The 17,705-nt window shown below is 48.1% G+C and carries 15 protein-coding genes and 1 pseudogene; 14 read left to right on the top strand and 2 right to left on the bottom strand.

The window, feature by feature from the left end; genetic code table 11:
* Positions 1-41 precede the first annotated feature (41 nt).
* The 6 genes from E2B99_RS04275 to E2B99_RS04250 all read left to right on the top strand — a co-directional run bounded on the left by E2B99_RS04275 (position 42) and on the right by E2B99_RS04250 (position 6,478).
* Entirely contained in the window at positions 42-1,157 is a 1,116-nt protein-coding gene (locus E2B99_RS04275) for a hypothetical protein (protein WP_240687729.1), read from the top strand.
* Between the two features lie 215 nt (positions 1,158-1,372).
* Complete coding sequence (gene hisIE, locus E2B99_RS04270) at positions 1,373-2,170, top strand: bifunctional phosphoribosyl-AMP cyclohydrolase/phosphoribosyl-ATP diphosphatase HisIE (RefSeq protein ID WP_134243736.1); 798 nt, start codon at positions 1,373-1,375, stop codon at positions 2,168-2,170.
* A gap of 283 nt (positions 2,171-2,453) precedes the next feature.
* Complete coding sequence (tatA, locus tag E2B99_RS04265; protein ID WP_026472416.1) at positions 2,454-2,684, top strand: Sec-independent protein translocase subunit TatA; 231 nt, start codon at positions 2,454-2,456, stop codon at positions 2,682-2,684.
* Positions 2,685-2,745: 61 nt separating this feature from the next.
* Positions 2,746-3,285 (top strand): Sec-independent protein translocase protein TatB, encoded by a 540-nt coding sequence (gene tatB / locus E2B99_RS04260; RefSeq protein ID WP_134243735.1) that lies wholly within the window; start codon positions 2,746-2,748, stop codon positions 3,283-3,285.
* Complete coding sequence (gene tatC, locus E2B99_RS04255; protein WP_134243734.1) at positions 3,282-4,064, top strand: twin-arginine translocase subunit TatC; 783 nt, start codon at positions 3,282-3,284, stop codon at positions 4,062-4,064. The genes tatB and tatC overlap by 4 nt, the downstream gene beginning before the upstream one ends.
* 176 nt (positions 4,065-4,240) lie before the next feature.
* Entirely contained in the window at positions 4,241-6,478 is a 2,238-nt protein-coding gene (locus E2B99_RS04250) for a PhoX family protein (RefSeq protein ID WP_134243733.1), read from the top strand.
* Between the two features lie 81 nt (positions 6,479-6,559).
* Here E2B99_RS04250 and E2B99_RS04245 read toward each other — a convergent pair whose 3' ends face one another.
* The gene (locus E2B99_RS04245) at positions 6,560-7,036 is read right to left on the bottom strand and encodes a DUF2750 domain-containing protein (protein ID WP_134243732.1); all 477 of its coding nucleotides are present in this window, start codon (positions 7,034-7,036) and stop codon (positions 6,560-6,562) included.
* Between the two features lie 445 nt (positions 7,037-7,481).
* Here E2B99_RS04245 and E2B99_RS04240 point away from each other — a divergent pair, with 445 nt between their 5' ends.
* Positions 7,482-9,017: a UvrD-helicase domain-containing protein gene (locus tag E2B99_RS04240; RefSeq protein ID WP_240687728.1), complete on the top strand. Its 1,536-nt coding sequence runs from the start codon at positions 7,482-7,484 to the stop codon at positions 9,015-9,017.
* Positions 9,018-9,032: 15 nt separating this feature from the next.
* On the opposite strand, the gene E2B99_RS14710 is transcribed toward E2B99_RS04240, so the two are convergent.
* Positions 9,033-9,473, bottom strand: a complete 441-nt coding sequence (locus E2B99_RS14710; protein WP_240687727.1) for a DUF4145 domain-containing protein — start codon at positions 9,471-9,473, stop codon at positions 9,033-9,035.
* A 335-nt stretch (positions 9,474-9,808) separates the two neighbouring features.
* Between E2B99_RS14710 and E2B99_RS04230 the strand changes: the two genes are divergently transcribed.
* The 7 genes and pseudogenes from E2B99_RS04230 to E2B99_RS04200 all read left to right on the top strand — a co-directional run bounded on the left by E2B99_RS04230 (position 9,809) and on the right by E2B99_RS04200 (position 17,549).
* On the top strand, positions 9,809-10,750 hold the full coding sequence (locus E2B99_RS04230) for a tRNA dihydrouridine synthase (RefSeq protein ID WP_134243730.1): 942 nt from the start codon (positions 9,809-9,811) through the stop codon (positions 10,748-10,750).
* Between the two features lie 314 nt (positions 10,751-11,064).
* Positions 11,065-13,899, top strand: a complete 2,835-nt coding sequence (locus tag E2B99_RS04225) for a monovalent cation/H+ antiporter subunit A (RefSeq protein ID WP_134243729.1) — start codon at positions 11,065-11,067, stop codon at positions 13,897-13,899.
* A gap of 97 nt (positions 13,900-13,996) precedes the next feature.
* Positions 13,997-14,374 (top strand): Na+/H+ antiporter subunit C, encoded by a 378-nt coding sequence (locus E2B99_RS04220; RefSeq protein WP_134243728.1) that lies wholly within the window; start codon positions 13,997-13,999, stop codon positions 14,372-14,374.
* Positions 14,374-16,107: pseudogene (locus E2B99_RS04215) on the top strand (monovalent cation/H+ antiporter subunit D); the annotation flags it as partial. The gene E2B99_RS04220 and the pseudogene E2B99_RS04215, both read left to right, overlap by 1 nt.
* A 133-nt stretch (positions 16,108-16,240) precedes the next feature.
* Positions 16,241-16,843 carry a Na+/H+ antiporter subunit E gene (locus tag E2B99_RS04210; RefSeq protein ID WP_134243726.1) on the top strand — a complete coding sequence of 201 codons (603 nt, stop codon included), beginning with the start codon at positions 16,241-16,243 and terminating at the stop codon, positions 16,841-16,843.
* Positions 16,839-17,114 (top strand): K+/H+ antiporter subunit F, encoded by a 276-nt coding sequence (locus E2B99_RS04205; protein ID WP_430981445.1) that lies wholly within the window; start codon positions 16,839-16,841, stop codon positions 17,112-17,114. The genes E2B99_RS04210 and E2B99_RS04205 overlap by 5 nt, the downstream gene beginning before the upstream one ends.
* Before the next feature lie 69 nt (positions 17,115-17,183).
* On the top strand, positions 17,184-17,549 hold the full coding sequence (locus tag E2B99_RS04200; protein ID WP_134243724.1) for a Na+/H+ antiporter subunit G: 366 nt from the start codon (positions 17,184-17,186) through the stop codon (positions 17,547-17,549).
* Positions 17,550-17,705 lie beyond the last annotated feature (156 nt).

Genomic DNA, 17,705 nt, shown 5'->3' with positions numbered 1-17,705 from the left:
GCCATTTATTTTTATATTATTTACGATGGGTAGATCCTGCTATGTCCATTCAACGTTTTTGTCTTAATGCCGTTGGCACTGCGTGTCTGCTGACGTTCACTCAAGCCGTCATTGCTGCCCCCAATGATGTGTTTCTACAGCCTTTGCCCGCCAATACAGCCTCTCCGCTGTCAATAGAAGCCAGTTTTGATATTGTGAATGACACCGTGGATATTTTTAATATCCGGGAAAGTGAAGGCGCGGTGGGAGATAATGCCGGGGACTATAATGGCGGGCATTTGCTTGTAAATTATGCCTTTCATCCGCAGTGGATTGCCGAGGCAGGTTACTGGAACCGCAACATTGAATATGGTCAGGATAAAAACCGGATTGATAGCTGGTTGGCTGCAGTTCAATATACGCCTTTGCTCACGCTTAAACCTGGTGATGAAGTTGCCATTCGCCTGTCTTTATGGGGCAACCAAGCTGATGAACTCAGCAAGACATCTACCACCATTGTTAATAACCAGCGTTTTAGTAAACTTAATGTCAATGACCTAAATGACATTCAGGCGCAAGTGGATTTACTGTTTGCCCGCCGTCTGGATCGCCAGAATAAGCTCAATGGGTTTGTCAGCCTTGGGTACAGCAAAGTTGACGTTGATAGCTTAAATGCTAATCTTAATATTGGCGGTAACTGCAATTTTAATATTCAGGTGAACTCAAATAACCAGCTCAATGGCCAACTAGTAGCACCTTGTACCAATAATGGTACAACCCTTGAAGAAGCCAGCTTTACAGATCAAGCCTCTAACTACGGGCTGGATATGGACAAAGACCTCAGCTACGACGCTGGTTTTTTCAGTATCGGTGGCTCATGGAACTGGAGCTATAAAAAGTTCAATAGCCTGCTGGGCTACCAGTTTCAGTACCTGATGCGTCAGGATATTGATGACCGGGTAAGCACTTATGGCAATTCGGCCATTAAGAGCAATCATACACTGGGGTTGGACTTGTCCTATAAGCTCAACAATTACACCAGTCTGTTTGTGGCCAGTCAGCTATTTAAAAATAACTTTGTTGGCACTATTCCCTTCCTGTATAACTCAGTCACTGCATCACGCTTAGACCGTAAATATGGTTATGCTTCTTTTGGTGTGCGTTTTGCCAATTTTTAATTGCTTAATATTGCAATAATTTGATATTCAGGCTGGCTGCCGAATTTGTTTTCAGCAGCCAGTTTTTTCTTTTTAAGATAATATTTTCGTATGTTCATTGAAGTAAATTATGCTGATTTTACGTGTGATTAGAACCTATTGCATGGGCAGGTACAAGCGAAGTAAATTCCACTATAATCCCCACTCCACCTGTTTGATTTTATAAAGAGTATTCCATGAATAACTGGCTAGATGATGTAAAATTTGACCAAAACGGTTTAATTCCGGCAATTGCTCAAGACCATCAGACGGGCCGTGTTCTCATGGTCGCCTGGATGAACCGGGAAGCACTACAACTCACCCATGATAACAATCGCGGGGTTTATTTTTCCCGTTCGCGCAACAAGCTGTGGCATAAGGGCGAAGAATCCGGGCATTATCAGGAAGTACATGAAATCCGCCTGGATTGTGATGGCGATGTGATCGTATTGCAGATCACCCAGCATGGCGGCATTGCCTGTCATACTGGCCGTGAATCCTGTTTTTACCGGGTACTCACGCCGCAAGGCTGGCAGGTGGTGGATGCTGTGCAAAAAGATCCACAAGCCATTTATGGTGGCAGTAAATCGCAGCATGATTCATCACACAGCCATGCTATAGCCACCGAACAGCAACTAATTCAGCGCGAAAGTGTGGATGTGCTGGCGCATCTGGCAGGCGTGATGCAGCAACGCAAGCAGGCCAGCGAGGATAAATCGTATGTGGCAAGCCTGTATGGCAAAGGGTTAAACAAGATTCTGGAAAAACTGGGCGAAGAAAGTATAGAAACCATTCTGGCCGCCAAGGACTGTGCTATTCACCTGAATGCACAGGAATACCAGGATGAGCTGATTTATGAAACGGCCGATTTGTGGTTTCACAGCATTGTGATGCTGGGCTATTTTGACCTGGCACCCAAACGCGTTCTGGACGAACTGGCGCGTCGCATGGGGCTGTCTGGCCTTGATGAAAAAGCAGCACGTAGTTCTTCGTAGTCAACATTTGCCATGACCTGTTTTAAAGCAGTGCTGTTCTAACCGACTGTAGGGCTATCGAATTCACCCCGTTTTAGCCCTACTTTTTTAGCCGTAATTTCTGACTATTGATAATAAACATGGGTTATTCCTGCAACATGGATCACCCAGAAAAATTTAGGCAAAAGAATGCTACAAGGTCAGTTTAAGCGGGCGTATCCTTAATAAATATTCACATTCTTGTCATTAAATCGTGCTAATTTTGTCATAAGTCAATGAACGATAACATATCAAGGAGCTGGCAATGGCTGGTTTATCAATCTGGCATATTGTGCTGTTTGCCATCGTAGTAATTTTACTGTTTGGCACGTCCAAACTTAAAAATCTGGGCAAGGATTTAGGCGGTGCAGTGAAAGACTTTAAGGATTCTGTAAAGGATGAAGATGCCAGAAAAGCAGAAGCGGCTCGTCTACATGATGAACGCGTTGTAAATGGCAAAGCTTCCGAGCATGTTGTTTCCCAGGACAAAAGCTAGTTTATTCTTTGCTAATTGACGCGCTGGATACAACAAACCTGACTTATACTGAATCTAATGTATGCTAAATATTGGTTTTAGCGAATTATTGCTGTTTGGCATTATTGCGCTGGTTATTTTAGGGCCGGAAAAACTGCCCACAGCTGTACGTACTGCCGGCCGCTGGTATGCGCGTTTGCGCCATCTGGTGAGTAACCTGCAACAGGATATTGAAAAAGAACTGCAACTGGCAGAGCTGCGTGAGCACATGCAGCAGGAACTGGCCCGCATTAAAGATATTGAAGCACAAATGCAGGCCCAGCTTGATCAGATGTCAGACGAACTGGCTGAGCTTAACCAGACTTCTCAATCCTCTGCTGTGCCAGCAATAGCCAGTGTTTATTTGCCCATTACGCTGTCTTTCATCACAGTAATGGGCGTGCCTTATACCACTGGACACTTGCTCAGGCTGGCTTTGCTGCAACCGCATCAGTTATCGGCCAGCTCCCAATCCAATGCTCACTCACAAGAAATGTCTCAACATGCTGATACCCGGTCGGGTGCGCCTGAGCCTGATCATCTATCCAGTTCTGCATTAAATAATACCGAGGCGGCCTTATGAATTTACTCAGCACGCCCCCAGAACCAGTGGGATCACAACAAGACGAACAGGAACAGTTCGCACAAATGCCATTAACCTCGCATTTGATGGAACTGCGTACCCGGCTCATGCGAATTCTGGGTATTGTTCTGGTGCTATTTTTTGTCATGCTGCCGTTTGCCAATCGGCTTTATGAGGGATTATCACGGCCTTTGCGTGCCCAGCTTCCTGCCAATGCCACCATGATTGCCACTGATGTGACTGCAACCTTCATGGCGCCATTCAAGCTGAATTTCTTTATTGCGCTCATGATTGCCATGCCGTATATCCTGCACCAGATCTGGCAGTTTGTGGCACCGGGGCTATATAGCCGGGAAAAACGAATTGCTATTCCGCTATTGCTGTCCAGTATTGTGCTATTTTATGTGGGAATTGCTTTTGCGTACTTTATTACCCTGCCTGCGGTGCTGACCTTTTTTATTCATGCGGCGCCTGAAACCGTGGCACCCATGACAGACATCAACAGTTATCTGGGTTTTTGCCTCAAGCTATTTTTGGTATTTGGCCTCACCTTTGAAGTGCCGGTAGCGACCTTGCTCTTGATTCTGGCGGGAATCGTGTCGGTAGAAACGCTGGTGGCCAAGCGACGCTATATTATTGTGGGCTGTTTTTTTGTGTCGATGTTTATTACACCGCCCGATGCCTTAAGTATGGCCATGCTGGCAATTCCCATGTGGATTTTATTTGAAACTGGTTTGTTCTTTGGCCGTTTTCTAGAAAAGCAGCGCACTCATTCCTAAATTTTGCCAGCTCAGGCCTTGTGCTTTATGCATTGCTTAAGTGATTGTTTTTATGCATTTGGAGTACTTATTTAAACTGTCATCAACTGGTCAACTGCCTGTCAAGTTTCTGTCATCAACAGCCTGCAATATGCAGGCGTTCCTTTTTTTTGACTTGCGATTTGCCAGGACTGACAATGACTCAGCTAAGCCCCTATACCGAAGAACGCGAAATTGATTGCAATACCTCAGACAATCCTCATTTTGAAAGTATTTTAAACAGCCGTTTAATGAATAATCAGCTGAGCCGCCGTCAGGTTTTAAAAACCACCAGTGGCGCTGCTGCTGTGTTTATGGCGGCTTCTCTGGTGGGCTGTGGCAGCGATGACAACGACAATAATAGCGCTACAACGCCACCAACCACGACACCAAAACCGGAAACGCCACAACGCCCGGAAACATTAAGCTTTAAAGCAGTTGATAAAAACAAGAATGACCTGATTACCGTGCCAGAAGGTTATGAAGCCACGGTATTGTATGCGCTGGGTGATCCGTTAAGTTCCCAAATTTCCGCCTGGCAGGACAGTAGCCGTGAAAGTGGCGCGTCTTATACCATGCGTTCTGGCGATTGCCATGATGGTATGCATTTCTTTGGCGTTGGTAGCAACAATAAGTGGGATAGCAACCAGTCTGCACGCGGTTTACTGGTGCTAAACCATGAATATATCAACCCTAATTACCTGCATCCCACAGGGGCCACTGTGGTGACTGGCAAGCGCACCGTTGAAGATGAAGTAATCAAGGAATTCAACGCACATGGCGTGTCTGTGGTTGAAGTCAAGAAGGACGAAAAAACCAGTCAGGTGAGTATGGTTAAGGATTCGGTATTTAACCGCCGTATTACTGCTACCACTGAAATGGAATTTGGCGGCCCGGTAAAAGGCGCTGAGCTGGTTAAAACCCGGTTTTCCAGTAATGGCAATAAAACCCGTGGCACCCATAACAACTGTGGTAACGGTTATACCCCCTGGGGCACCTATTTAACCTGTGAAGAAAACTACATCGGTTATTTTGCCCGTAACGCAGCCGATGACCTCAAGCGCACTGCTAAAGAAATTATAGCGCTCAATCGCTACGGCTTAAAACAAGGCTCCGGTTCACGTTATCAGTGGGAAACGGTTACCGGCAGCAGCCAGCAGGATTTGTTTGACCGCTGGAATGCATCTGTGACGGCTGACAGTGCCGAGCAGGATTATCGCAATGGCCCTAATACCTTTGGCTGGATTGTAGAAATTGATCCGTTTTCTACCGCTGCACCGCGCAAACGTACCGCGCTTGGTCGTTTTGCCCACGAAGACTGCCGGGTTAGCCCAGCCGTTGAAGGACAGCCCCTAACCTTCTATATGGGTGATGACTCCAGAGGCGAATACATTTACAAGTTCGTATCCAAGGCACCGTGGAGTAATGCAGACATTAACGGTGGCTATGCGGCAGGTGACAAATACCTGAACGAAGGCACACTGTATGTTGCCAAGTTTAGCGACGATGGTAAGGGTCAATGGATTGAGCTAAGTTATGGCAAAAATGGCCTAACCAGTAACAACACCGTCTATGCGTTTGCCAGTCAGGCAGATGTATTGGTCCATACCCGTTTAGCCGGCGATGTGGTAGGTGCTACCAAGATGGATCGCCCGGAATGGTGTGCCGTGAACCCGAAAAATGGCGAAGTGTATGTCACGCTGACCAATAACAGTGACCGTGGTAGCAAGTATCCGGTTGATGCCATGAACCCGCGTCAGTATAATGATGCCAAAGATGGCAAAACCTCAACTGGTAACAATAACGGTCATATTATCCGCTTTAAGGAAGCCAACAATCGCCATGATGGCACTACCTTTACTTGGGATATTTACCTGTTTGGTGCGCAGGCAGATGCAGCCAGCAACATTAACCTGTCTGGCCTGACTGATGCCAATGACTTCTCCAGCCCGGATGGCATGTGGTTTGATAACCGTGGCGTGTTGTGGATTCAAACCGATGACGGCCAGTATACTGACGTCACCAACTGCATGATGCTGGCTGCGCTGCCAGGTCAGGTGGGTGATGGGGGAGCAGCCAGCGCGCAAGCCCTGAGCAATACCTCTGGCCAGCAAACCACCATTAAAGGCAAAAATGCCAGTGAAAACAGCTTAAAGCGTTTTCTGGTTGGCCCCAAGGAATGTGAAATTACCGGAATTGCCATGACTCCGGACTGCAAGGCCATTTTCCTGAATGTGCAGCATCCGGGTGAAGACAGCAAACCGGACTACAATAACCCGGCCAGCTTTGGTAGCCATTGGCCAGCCACACAAACCAATGCAGCCAATACCACCAGTCGTCCACGCTCTGCCACTGTCGTGGTTACCCGTAAGGATGGTGGTATGATTCTAGGTTAAGACGCTGAAGCAGGCATAAGATCAGGTAAAACCCTCCCCATACGGAGGGTTTTATTTTTCTACAGGATTTTACATTAATAATTACTGAATAGACGTACTGGCCATTGCAGGCAAGTCCTGTTTAGCCTGACTTGCGGATACTTGCTCAGGCAAATGATTTTTTTCTTCCTGAAAGCAGGCATACACATAACTTTTAATATCTGCCAGCAAACGCTCAGGTTCTACCAGTACACTGTTCCAGTCCGGGGTTAAAAACACCGAAGCCATGCACTGTTTTTCAATGAGCAAGGGAATCAATTCCTCTACAAAGGTTTTCAGGCTCATGGCCTGTACCTGGTGTTTGGCCCAGTTACGGGTATTGCACAGCCGTGCGTATTTGGCGTCCGGCCACAGGGGCAAGGCCATTTTGCCACCCACAGTGCCCGACATGGCCCATCCATCGTGATACAGGCCCCACACTTCACGTTTGGCAATAATTTTCTGGATAAAATATCTATAACGGGCTTTGGCATCCAGCTCCAGCATATTGAGCTGTGGCGTTTGGGCAAAATTTTCCATGGCTATCTCTCGACAAGTTCATGTTGTTATAAGGATTACTTTAGTACATGCTCTTAAACATTAAAATCATGTTAACAGGGTATTTCGGCCATATTAAAATGAGCTGTATAACATAGGCAATGCCCTACCAGACAATTTAAAAAAATAGTTAGTACAAATACCTGAAAATAAGTAAATCAGCCTAAGCAATACAACCTTTAGAAAAGTAAAACAATTCTGCTTCAGAAAATCAAGAAAAGCCCGGCCAATGCGCTCATCTTAGGCATTTTCCCATCAGCCAGAACGGCTACTTTTTTGCCATGACAGCCGTTTTCAGGTAGCATAAGGATCATTCATTTTTCTTTACGACAGGCATCTGGCGTCATATTGCGCTGGTGGTGCTATTGCACTGTCCTGTCAGTATGTTTCTGTCTTGCTGTTGAATCTTGTTAAGTTAAGGAATCCTGTGACCCAATCACAACCCCCCGCCGGTCAGGAAGTGCTTGCCACGCGTGAACAAAGTACCGCCATTGACCATGCCCGTTTGGGGGAATCCTTCAAGATTATGGCCTACGCGGGAACAGGGAAAACCACCACCTTAAAACTAATTAGCGATGCCATGCCACAGCGTCGCGGGCTGTATCTGGCCTTTAACAAGGGCATTGCCGATCAGGCGCGGCAAAAATTTCATCGCGGTGTGGACTGCCGTACCTTTCACTCGCTGGCCTTTCGGCATGTGGATCGTGGCATTACCGACAAACTGCGCTTGCCACGTTTAAGCCCCAGCATTCTGGCCCGTGAATACCAGCTTGAACCTGTCACTATTCGCCGCCTGCTGAGTGGCAGCTATGAAAACTTTACCTTAACGGCCAGTCGGCAAGCCAATTTGATTAGTAATGCGGTTAGCCAGTTTTGCTCCACCAATGCCCAGTATCCGGCGCCGCGTCATGTGATGATGCCGGAATGGATGCATGAGGACGATGCCACTGCCCTGCAACAGCACCTGTATCCGTTTGTGGAGCGGCGCTGGCTGGAATCCATTGACCCGCGTCACAATGCCGGGATTGGCCACGATATTTATTTAAAACGCTGGGCACTGTCCAGCCCGGTGATTCATAGCGATTATATTTTGTTTGATGAAGCACAGGATGCCGACCCGCTAATGCTGGGTATTTTGCTCAAGCAAAACGCACAGGTAATTTATGTGGGTGATGCCCACCAGCAGATTTATGCGTGGCGTGGTGCAGTGAATGCCATGCAGCAGTTGCCATTGCCGTCTTCCCGTCTGACACAATCCTTTCGCTTTGGTGAATCGATTGCCGAATTGGCAAATGTGTTTTTGCGCAAACTGGGCGAAGACGTGCCGCTACATGGCCGTGATGATTTGAAATCTGTGGTAGACACGCAGCCGTTTCCCAAAAAGCGGGATGCCATTTTATGCCGTACCAATGCACGCGCCATGGAATTATTACTGTCCGGTCTGGTACAGGGCAATAAGGTGGCACTACAGGCTGATCATGACCGGATTGCCCGTTTTGTCGATGCAGCCAGCGCGCTCAAGCAGGGCCGTAAGGTGTTTGATGTGCCGGAACTGTCGTGGTTTAGCTCGTGGCATGAAGTGCATGAATACTGTGAAACCAATGATGGCAGTGACATCAAGCCGCTGGTACGGCTGGTGGATGAACATGGCACCGAACCGTTAAAGCGTGCGCTGGCCAAGATCAGCCCGATTAACGAAGCTGATTATGTGATTTCTACGGCGCATAAGGCCAAGGGACTGGAATGGCATCATGTGCAGATTGAAGATGATTATAACTTTAAGATTCACAAGGATGAGCCGCAGGTGAGCGTGGAAGAATTACGCTTGCTGTATGTGGCCTGCACCCGCGCGCAAAAAGGCCTGAATGTGCATTATTTAATGCCACTGTTAAATGCGCTACGTAAGGAACAACTTAGAGAAGATAAAAACAAACCAAGTGATCAAAAGATTGTGGCGTTTTAAGGTTTTTATCAGTATCTAGCTGTCGCGTTTTTCAATTGCCTTACGTGCTCCTTCCGGTAACTTGTCATAAAGCGCTGCTATTTGTTTTGGCCGCGTAATCCGGTCTTCAATAATAAAATTAATCATCTCAAAGAGATGTTGAGCCATTTCAGGTGTGTCATTTAAATTAATTTCTCCTGGATGAACTGCATTATTTCCCACTACGCGACAATAATCAAATGCTTGCTGAACTTGAGCTGGTAATCCTTTAGACACCAAAGATTTAATATCATTATTAATATTTTCTCCCTGTTCTCCTAACTCTATCATTAACTTTTGAATTGCTAGCCGTAATAAAGCTGCTGTTGCTCTAGGTGATTTTACAAAAATGGAACGTGCTTCATTATATTCACGCAAAATACTTTCTGGCATATCTATGTGTGCTGGTGCTACAGGTGCCTCAGCAGGAATAATCATTTTCTGTTCATACCAATAACTATATTCATTACAGTGGACGCAAACACACGTCCTAATAGGCGAAATAACAAAACTGTGTATTGTTCGAAAGTATATATCACTCCAAACCTGTTTAGAAAATACACCGCAATGTATACAGTGGAACTGGGTCTCATTAAATACTGGAGGGTAATACTTATTCATGACTTCTTCTTTTTGATTTCGATCTATAAATATTATGTAATTTTAAATTTTTATGCATTATAAAAGTATATTAATCCTCGCCAACACCCCAAAAATCCGCTATAAAGCGCCTGACTTTTATCCTATTCCCTTCTCTAAATCTGAGCATATTTATGAAACTGGTTCTGGCGCCAATGGAAGGCTTAACTGATCCGTTGATGCGGGACTTGCTCACCTCGGTGGGTCATTACGACTGGTGCGTGACCGAATTTATCCGTGTCACCGACAGCCTGTTGCCCGAGCATGTGTTTTATAACTTTTGCCCAGAGCTGCACAATGGCGGTAAAACCAAAAGTGGCACGCCCGTGCATGTTCAGTTTCTGGGTAATGATGCCAACCGTCTGGCGCAAAATGCCGCACGCGTGGCTGAGCTGGGGGCACCTGCGATAGACCTGAATTTTGGTTGCCCCGCCAAAACTGTGAATCGTCATCGCGGTGGTGCGGTGCTGCTGGATGAGCCAGAAGTCATTCATTCACTGGTGAAAGCCGTGCGCGATGCCGTACCTGCACATATTCCAGTGTCGGCCAAAATGCGACTGGGTTATCTAGATGAAAACCATACACTGGATAATGCTATGGCTATTGAGAGTGCTGGGGCAAGCTGGCTCACCGTACATGCCCGCACCAAGTCTGATGGCTATAAGCCGCCTGCTTATTGGGAAAAACTTCCTGCCATTCAGCAGGCCATTAAAATACCTGTCATTGCCAATGGTGAAATCTGGACGCTGGAACATGCCGAGCGCTGTCTGGAGATTTCCGGTTGCGCGGATTTAATGCTGGGGCGCGGTGCAGTCACCCGGCCTGATCTGGTTAACCGCGTGCGCCATAGGGACGATACTCGACAATTTAGCTGGCCTCAACTGGTACAATTACAACTGTATTTTCTAGAGGCTGCCAGCAAAACCGAACAGGGGCTGGTGGGACGCTATAAGCAATGGCTGGGCATGCTAACCCAAGGCTATACTGAAGCTGCGCTGCTCTGGAATGACATTAAAAAAATCAGGGAACTTGATCTATTGCGTGCTGCACTTGAGCAACAACTCACAGAAAAATAATGCAATTTTTGCTATTTTTGTCCTGCCTCTGTAACGCTTAAGTGTGAATTAACTTTTATTCCGTATACTTTAAATTGTTCAGTTTTACGGCTGATTTTTAAATTTGTTTCATTATCAATCAGCAGCCTTGCTTGTATCTATATTAGCGGCAGTAATGGCTTTTTATTATAAAAGCTTTATTTAAACATTCTGCTATCTGTACGGATTCATATGAATTATATGTAGCAGGCTGCAATTTTAATGACCTTCTTGATGACATTGCTTGACCGGTACTGTTAAGGAATATTCACTTTTGCTAAAAATGGAAATTTGATGTGTTGCTACTGATTGTCCTGCTGCCACTGATGTTGGGTACCTCATTAACCTGGTGGCTGGCACGCATTGACAGACTGTATAGCTGCATTGCCGCCTGTAGTATTAGTTTGCTGTGTTTTATCAGCCTGCTGACACTTGCCCTCACGCATGGGTTGCAACAGCCGCTACTACAGCACTGGCAATGGCTGCCGGAAATTGGGCTGAACCTGAGCTTTCGGCTGGATGGGCTGGCACTGATTTTTGGCCTGCTGATTTCCGGGATTGGCACACTAATTTTTATTTACGCCTGGTATTACCTTAACCGTAAAAACTCCTTAGGTAAATTATACAGCCTGCTCATGCTGTTTATGTCAGCCATGCTGGGTATTGTGTTATCCAATAATTTACTGATTTTGCTAATTTTCTGGGAACTTACCAGTATTTCTTCGTTCCTGCTGGTGGGTTACTGGCAAAACTATGAAGCTGCGCAAAAAGGCGCACTCATGGCGCTCACCATTACCGGACTTGGCGGCTTGGCCATTCTGGGTGGATTCATGCTGCTGGGTTATATTGGCGGCACGTATGAACTGGATGCGCTGCTTGGCATGCGTCAGCAATTACAGGCCAGTCCCTATTTTATGCCTGCCCTGCTGCTGATTTTACTGGGTGCCTTTACTAAAAGTGCGCAGTTTCCCTTTCATAGCTGGCTGCCCAATGCCATGGCTGCACCCACGCCCGTGTCAGGTTATTTGCATTCTGCCACCATGGTCAAGGCGGGTATTTTCCTGCTCATGCGGCTGTTCCCCATTTTTGCCGGGTCATTATGGTTTCACGGAATTGTTACCACGGTTGGCTTGCTGACATTTTGTTTTGCCGCATTTCTGGCCATTTTTCAGCATGACTTAAAAGGTCTGCTGGCCTATTCCACCATTAGTCACTTGGGTTTAATTGTTTGCCTGCTGGGCCTGGGTTCACCGCTGGCCATTGCGGCGGCTATTTTTCATGTACTCAATCATGCCTCGTTTAAAGCAGCGCTGTTTATGATTGCCGGGGTGATTGACCATGAAGCTGGTACCCGCAATTTGCGCAAGCTGGGCGGGCTGTGGGTCTTGATGCCATTTACCGCCACATTATCCATGATTGCAGCAGCAGCGATGGCCGGTGTGCCACTCACCAATGGTTTTTTGTCCAAAGAAATGTTCCTGACCGAAACTGTGGCCTTAACAGGCAGTACCTGGCTGTTACTGGTGCCCATGCTGGCGACGCTGGCCAGCCTGTTTGCCGTGGCCTATTCGGTACGTTTTGTACACAATACTTTTTTTGGGGGCGCCTTAAATCAGAAAATTGCCAACCAGCAGGCACATGAACCGCCGCTGGGTATGCGTGCGCCGATCATCCTCTTGTGCTGTATTTGCGTGCTGGTCGGGATTTTGCCTGCCTTGCTGGTGCAAAATATTGTGCAACTGGGCAGCAATGCCATACTGGGTTATGTGCCCAGCCAGCCCGTCCATCTGAAACTATGGCATGGTGTTAATTTGCCGCTGATTATGAGCCTGATTGCCCTGATTGGGGGTACTGGGCTGTATTTGCTGCTGGCACGAAACCAGCAAATTTTGAAAATCAGCACCGATCAGTGGTTTGGCCGTTTTACTGGTGAAAACCTGCTGGATCAATTGCTGGAAAATAGCGTGCAGATAGCGCGCCGCTTTACCAGTTATCTGGAAAATGGCTCGTTACAGCGTTACCTGATGCTGGTTATTATTGCAACAATGACAATGGCGCTGGTGCCCTTATGGGGCCAGAATCTGGCTACGGGCGGCCGCCTGCTGAATCATGCCGCATGGCCTGCCATTATCCTGTGGGTGCTGCTGATTATTGCCTGCCTGATGCTGCTGTATTTTCATCATGAACGCATCAAGGCGGTGCTGCTGGTGGGTGCGGTTGGCCTGGTGGTGAGTGTTTGTTTTATTGCCTTATCGGCACCTGATCTGGCGCTCACCCAGTTGTCGGTGGATGTGGTGACAACCGTGCTGCTGCTGATGGGGCTATCCCTGTTGCCACAGCTCTCGCCGTATGAATCAAGCCGTACCCGGCACTGGCGCGATGTGGTCATAGCCTTGCTGGGTGGCGCTGGAATTGCATGGCTGGCGTGGCTGATTATGACCCGTGATCATCAGTCCATTTCGTGGTTTTTTATGCAGGAAGCCTTGCCCAAAGGGGGCGGCAGCAATGTGGTGAATGTGATTCTGGTGGATTTTCGCGGCTTTGATACCTTTGGTGAAATTTGCGTACTGGCCATTGCTGCAATCGGTGCGCTGGTCATGATGGATGGCATGCGTGCGCACGGTGCGATTGCTACGCCCGGCTTAACCTTGCGCTTTAACCCTTCGCCGCTGATGCTACGTATGGCGGCTTCATGGGTGCTGCCCATTGCACTGGTCTATAGTCTTTATATTTTACTGCGCGGCCATAACCTGCCGGGTGGCGGCTTTATTTCTGGCCTGATTACTGCCATTGCACTGGTAATCCAGTACATTGCCATTGGGCAGGAACAGGCCGAAAAATTAATTCATGCGCGGGATGGCCGTTTGTATGAATGCTGGATTGGTGGTGGTCTGACGCTGGCTGGCTTCACTGGTGTGGGTGCCTTGTTTTGGAACAAACCGTTTTTAACCAGTGCCTATTTTTATATCGACGTTCCCATTCTGGGCAAATTGCCAATAGCCTCGGCCATGCTGTTTGATATCGGCGTATTTTTTACTGTGGTTGGTGCAACCCTGCTGCTGATTTCGGTGCTGGGTGATTCGCGTCACTCCAGCATGTCTGGGCCTGTTTTGCCCGAAAAACAGCGATAAGGAGCAGCCATGCAAAATCCGCCGCTAGAAAATCAGTATGAAAAAATACGCCTGACAAAAATAATCCTGCAAAGCCTATGGCAGAGGAAAAATCATCATGATTAGTATGGAATTCCTGCTGGCAACCGGCATTGGGGTGGTTACCGCCTCAGGCATTTATCTGTTATTGCGTGGTCGCACCTTTCCAGTAATTCTGGGACTGTCGCTGCTGGGCTATGCGGTAAATGTATTCATTTTTAGCATGGGCCGCCTCAAGACCAACGCCGCACCTATTTTGGTGAATACCACGCAAAGTACCGATCCGTTGCCTCAGGCGCTAGTGCTCACAGCCATTGTGATTGGATTTGCCACCACTGCCTTTGTGGTGCAACTGGCCTTGCGCAGCCGCCATGAAAGTGGCAGTGACCATGTGGATGCTGCCATTCCGGAACAGGCACCGCATACCATTCAACGCCAAGTGAAGGATGTGTCCTGATGTTTGCGGCCCTACTGGATTTCTGGCAGTTGCATACGCCGATTTTTTCCATTTTACTGCCGGCGTTTGCAGCGTTTAGCCTGATTCTGGTGGGCTATCCCAGCCTTGATTCCAACAAGCACAAACATCGCCTGCGTACCAGCCGCATTGTGGGTCTGGCAGCAACCCTGCTGGGTTTTATACTGGCCATTAACCTGCTGGTGCAGGCTGATCAGGGTGTGATTAAAAGCTACTATCTGGGCGAATGGGCTGCCCCCTTTGGCATTGCACTGGTGCTGGATCGCCTGTCTGCCCTGATGATCATGCTGACCTATGCCCTGGCCTTGCCAGTGTTGTGGTATGCCACTGGGGGCTGGGATCAGAAAGGCCGCTACTTTCATGCCATGTTCCAGTTTCAGCTCATGGGTCTGTGTGGTGCCTTTTTAACGGGTGATCTGTTCAACCTGTTTGTATTTTTTGAAATCCTGCTGCTGGCATCCTATGTGTTGCTGCTGCATGGACAGGGCCGCATCCGTTTTCGCATGGGCGTGCATTATGTGGTGCTTAACCTGACAGCCTCTGCCATTTTCCTGATTGGCCTTGCCATGGTGTATGGCAATGTGGGTAGCCTGAACATGGCTGATGTGGCACGTTTGCTTCCCACACTGGAAAGTGACCAGTTTGCTCTGGCACAAGCTGCTGGCATGATTTTACTGGTGGTATTTGCCATCAAGGCAGCCATTGTGCCGTTATCATTCTGGTTACCCAATACCTATGCCGCTGCTTCACCGCCGGTTATGGCACTGTTTGCCATTATGACCAAGGTTGGGGTGTACAGTATCCTGCGGGTTAATGGCACCATCTTTGCGGCAGCAACGGTCAATGCCAATCAACAACTGATGAGCTGGCTATTACCCATTGCCTTGCTGTCCAGCCTGATTGGTGTTATTGGCGCACTGGCTGCCCATAGCATGCGCCGGCTGGTGAGCTATATGCTGCTATCCTCGGTGGGCACCATTCTCATTGGCATTGCCCTGCCCAGTGTGGCCGCGTGGTCAGCCGCCCTGTTTTATTTGATTCATAGCACGCTAGTGGTAGCGGCGTTTTACTTGCTGGTGGAATGGATCAGCTACCAGCGTAGCGCCGTAGAAGATACGCTGCATCCGGCCATTGCCGTGCAGCAACCGGTCTTGCTGGGGATTTGCAGTATGGTGATCATGATGATGATTGCTGGCCTGCCGCCTTTTAGCGGTTTTTTGGGCAAGGTTATGCTACTGCGCAGTGCAGCCGAGTTGCCCGGCACGTTCTGGATCTTTTTAACAGTACTGCTGGTTAGTTTTATTAGCCTGATAACGCTGGTTCGCATGGGTATTACTGTTTTCTGGCGGGTAGAACCCCCCAATGAACTCATTCAGTCACAATACCTGCAACCCGAACGGGTGATTCCGCATCGCCTGCCACTGGCTTTTTTTAGCCTGCTGGCCATGTTGTTATTGCTGATGGTGTTTGCTTCACCTGTGCGCCAGTACACCAGCGCCAGCGCCATACAACTCCGAAATGCGTCTGCCTACCAAAAAGCAGTGCTGCAATATGATGCCAGCAACCAGCCCATTAGCCGCCGTCCCTTTGATTCATCCTACCTGCCCTATATTAAAAATACCCAGTCCACGGCAGTGACCGATAATCTGGAGCAGGAAGACATGATTGAAGACCCGGCACTTGTGGATCAGGCTAAAGTGATTGAAAATCCACCTCCCACGGTTACGGACAATCCGGCTACACCATTGCCTGCTGAACCAACTGCCGGGGCTGAACCAGCAACGCCGTCTACTGTACCTGAACTGCCCAAGCAGGTTAGCGCTGAACTCAAACCAGCGAGGTCTGCACATGCACCCTGAGTCCATCTGGATTGACCGCTTTCAGCGCCTGTTTCCGCATCCGTTTTTATCCTTGATTCTGGGCGTAAGCTGGCTAATGCTCATGCATAGTGTGGAAGCAGCGCATGTGTTGCTGGCTGTGCTGGTGGCCATTATTTTCCCCAAACTTAGCCAGTACTTTATCCAGCCTGCCCAATCTGTACACTGGCCCACGGCCATCCGGCTATTTTTTGTAGTGCTGTGGGATATTCTGGTGGCCAATATCCGGGTGGCCGGACAAGTACTTGGGCCTTTACACAAGCTGCATCCCAAATGGATTCGGGTGCCGCTTGATACCAATCACCCCAAGGTTAATACCCTGCTGGCGCTGATCATTACCACCACGCCGGGAACCGTCTCAGCAGGACTGGAAGATGGGGAAAATAACATTCTGGTGCATGCCTTAAGCACCGATGATCCCAATGCAGTCATTGAAGAAATCAAGCAACGTTACGAGCAGCCCCTAATCAAGCTATTTTATGCCCAGCCCAGTGATTGGCCCGATCATTTCAACAATGAACCAGCACCAAAACTCGATCAACCCCAAAGCAAGGACACCGCGCATGATGATTGACTGGCTAAACCTTGCCCTGCAAATCAGTATGGGTGCTGTCAGCTTTGCGATTGCCCTCTGCACCTGGCGCCTGCTGATTGGCCCTTCAGTGGTAGATCGCCTGCTGGCACTGGATACCCTGTTTTTAAATGCCACGGCACTGATTGTGATTCTGGGCATGTACTGGCACAGCTTTATTTATTTTGAGGCAGCACTGCTGGTTGCCATGCTGGGCTTTGTTTCCACTGCGGCACTGGCACGCTATTTCACCACAGGCCATATTATTGATTAGGTTTTTAAGGAATGGCTTTTTAGTGCCTAGCCTGCCATTGATTAAAACCGGACAAATCAGGAGTGCTCCATGAATAGCCTATTGGAAATTCTTGCCATTATTTGTGTATTGACTGCCTCGCTTTTTCTGGTGATTGGGGCTGTTGGCCTGTTTCGGCTGCCCGACCTGTTTATGCGCCTGCATGCACCCACCAAATCATCTACATTAGGCTTGGGTGGTGTATTGATTGCCTCAATGTTGCTGTCCATTACCTTTGGCCGTTTTGGTATGGCTGAAATCCTGATTAGCCTGCTGGCCTTTATCACAGCACCGGTTTCTGCCAACCTGATGGCACAAGCCGCCATTCATCTTAATTTACGCTCACAAAGTGGCGATGTTCCCGAAGCCATTGACCGTCCACTCCCGTGGCAGCGTCCGCGTGAAACAGAAGATTAAATTTCATACTGCCTAATAATTAAACAAACTGATCAAAAATGCGACAACGTTCCCATTATGTCGTGCCAGTCATCCTCCACAGTTCGTCCTCATTTTTAAAAAGCATATTATTTAACCAACCTTAAGTAAAACTAGTAAGGTTCTCAGGACAATTTT

Source organism: Alkanindiges illinoisensis, assembly GCF_004377485.1.
Classification (GTDB): Bacteria; Pseudomonadota; Gammaproteobacteria; order Pseudomonadales; family Moraxellaceae; genus Alkanindiges; species Alkanindiges illinoisensis_A.
Note: the sequence above shows the minus strand (reverse complement) of the source record. Positions and strands in the feature narration are given on the sequence as shown.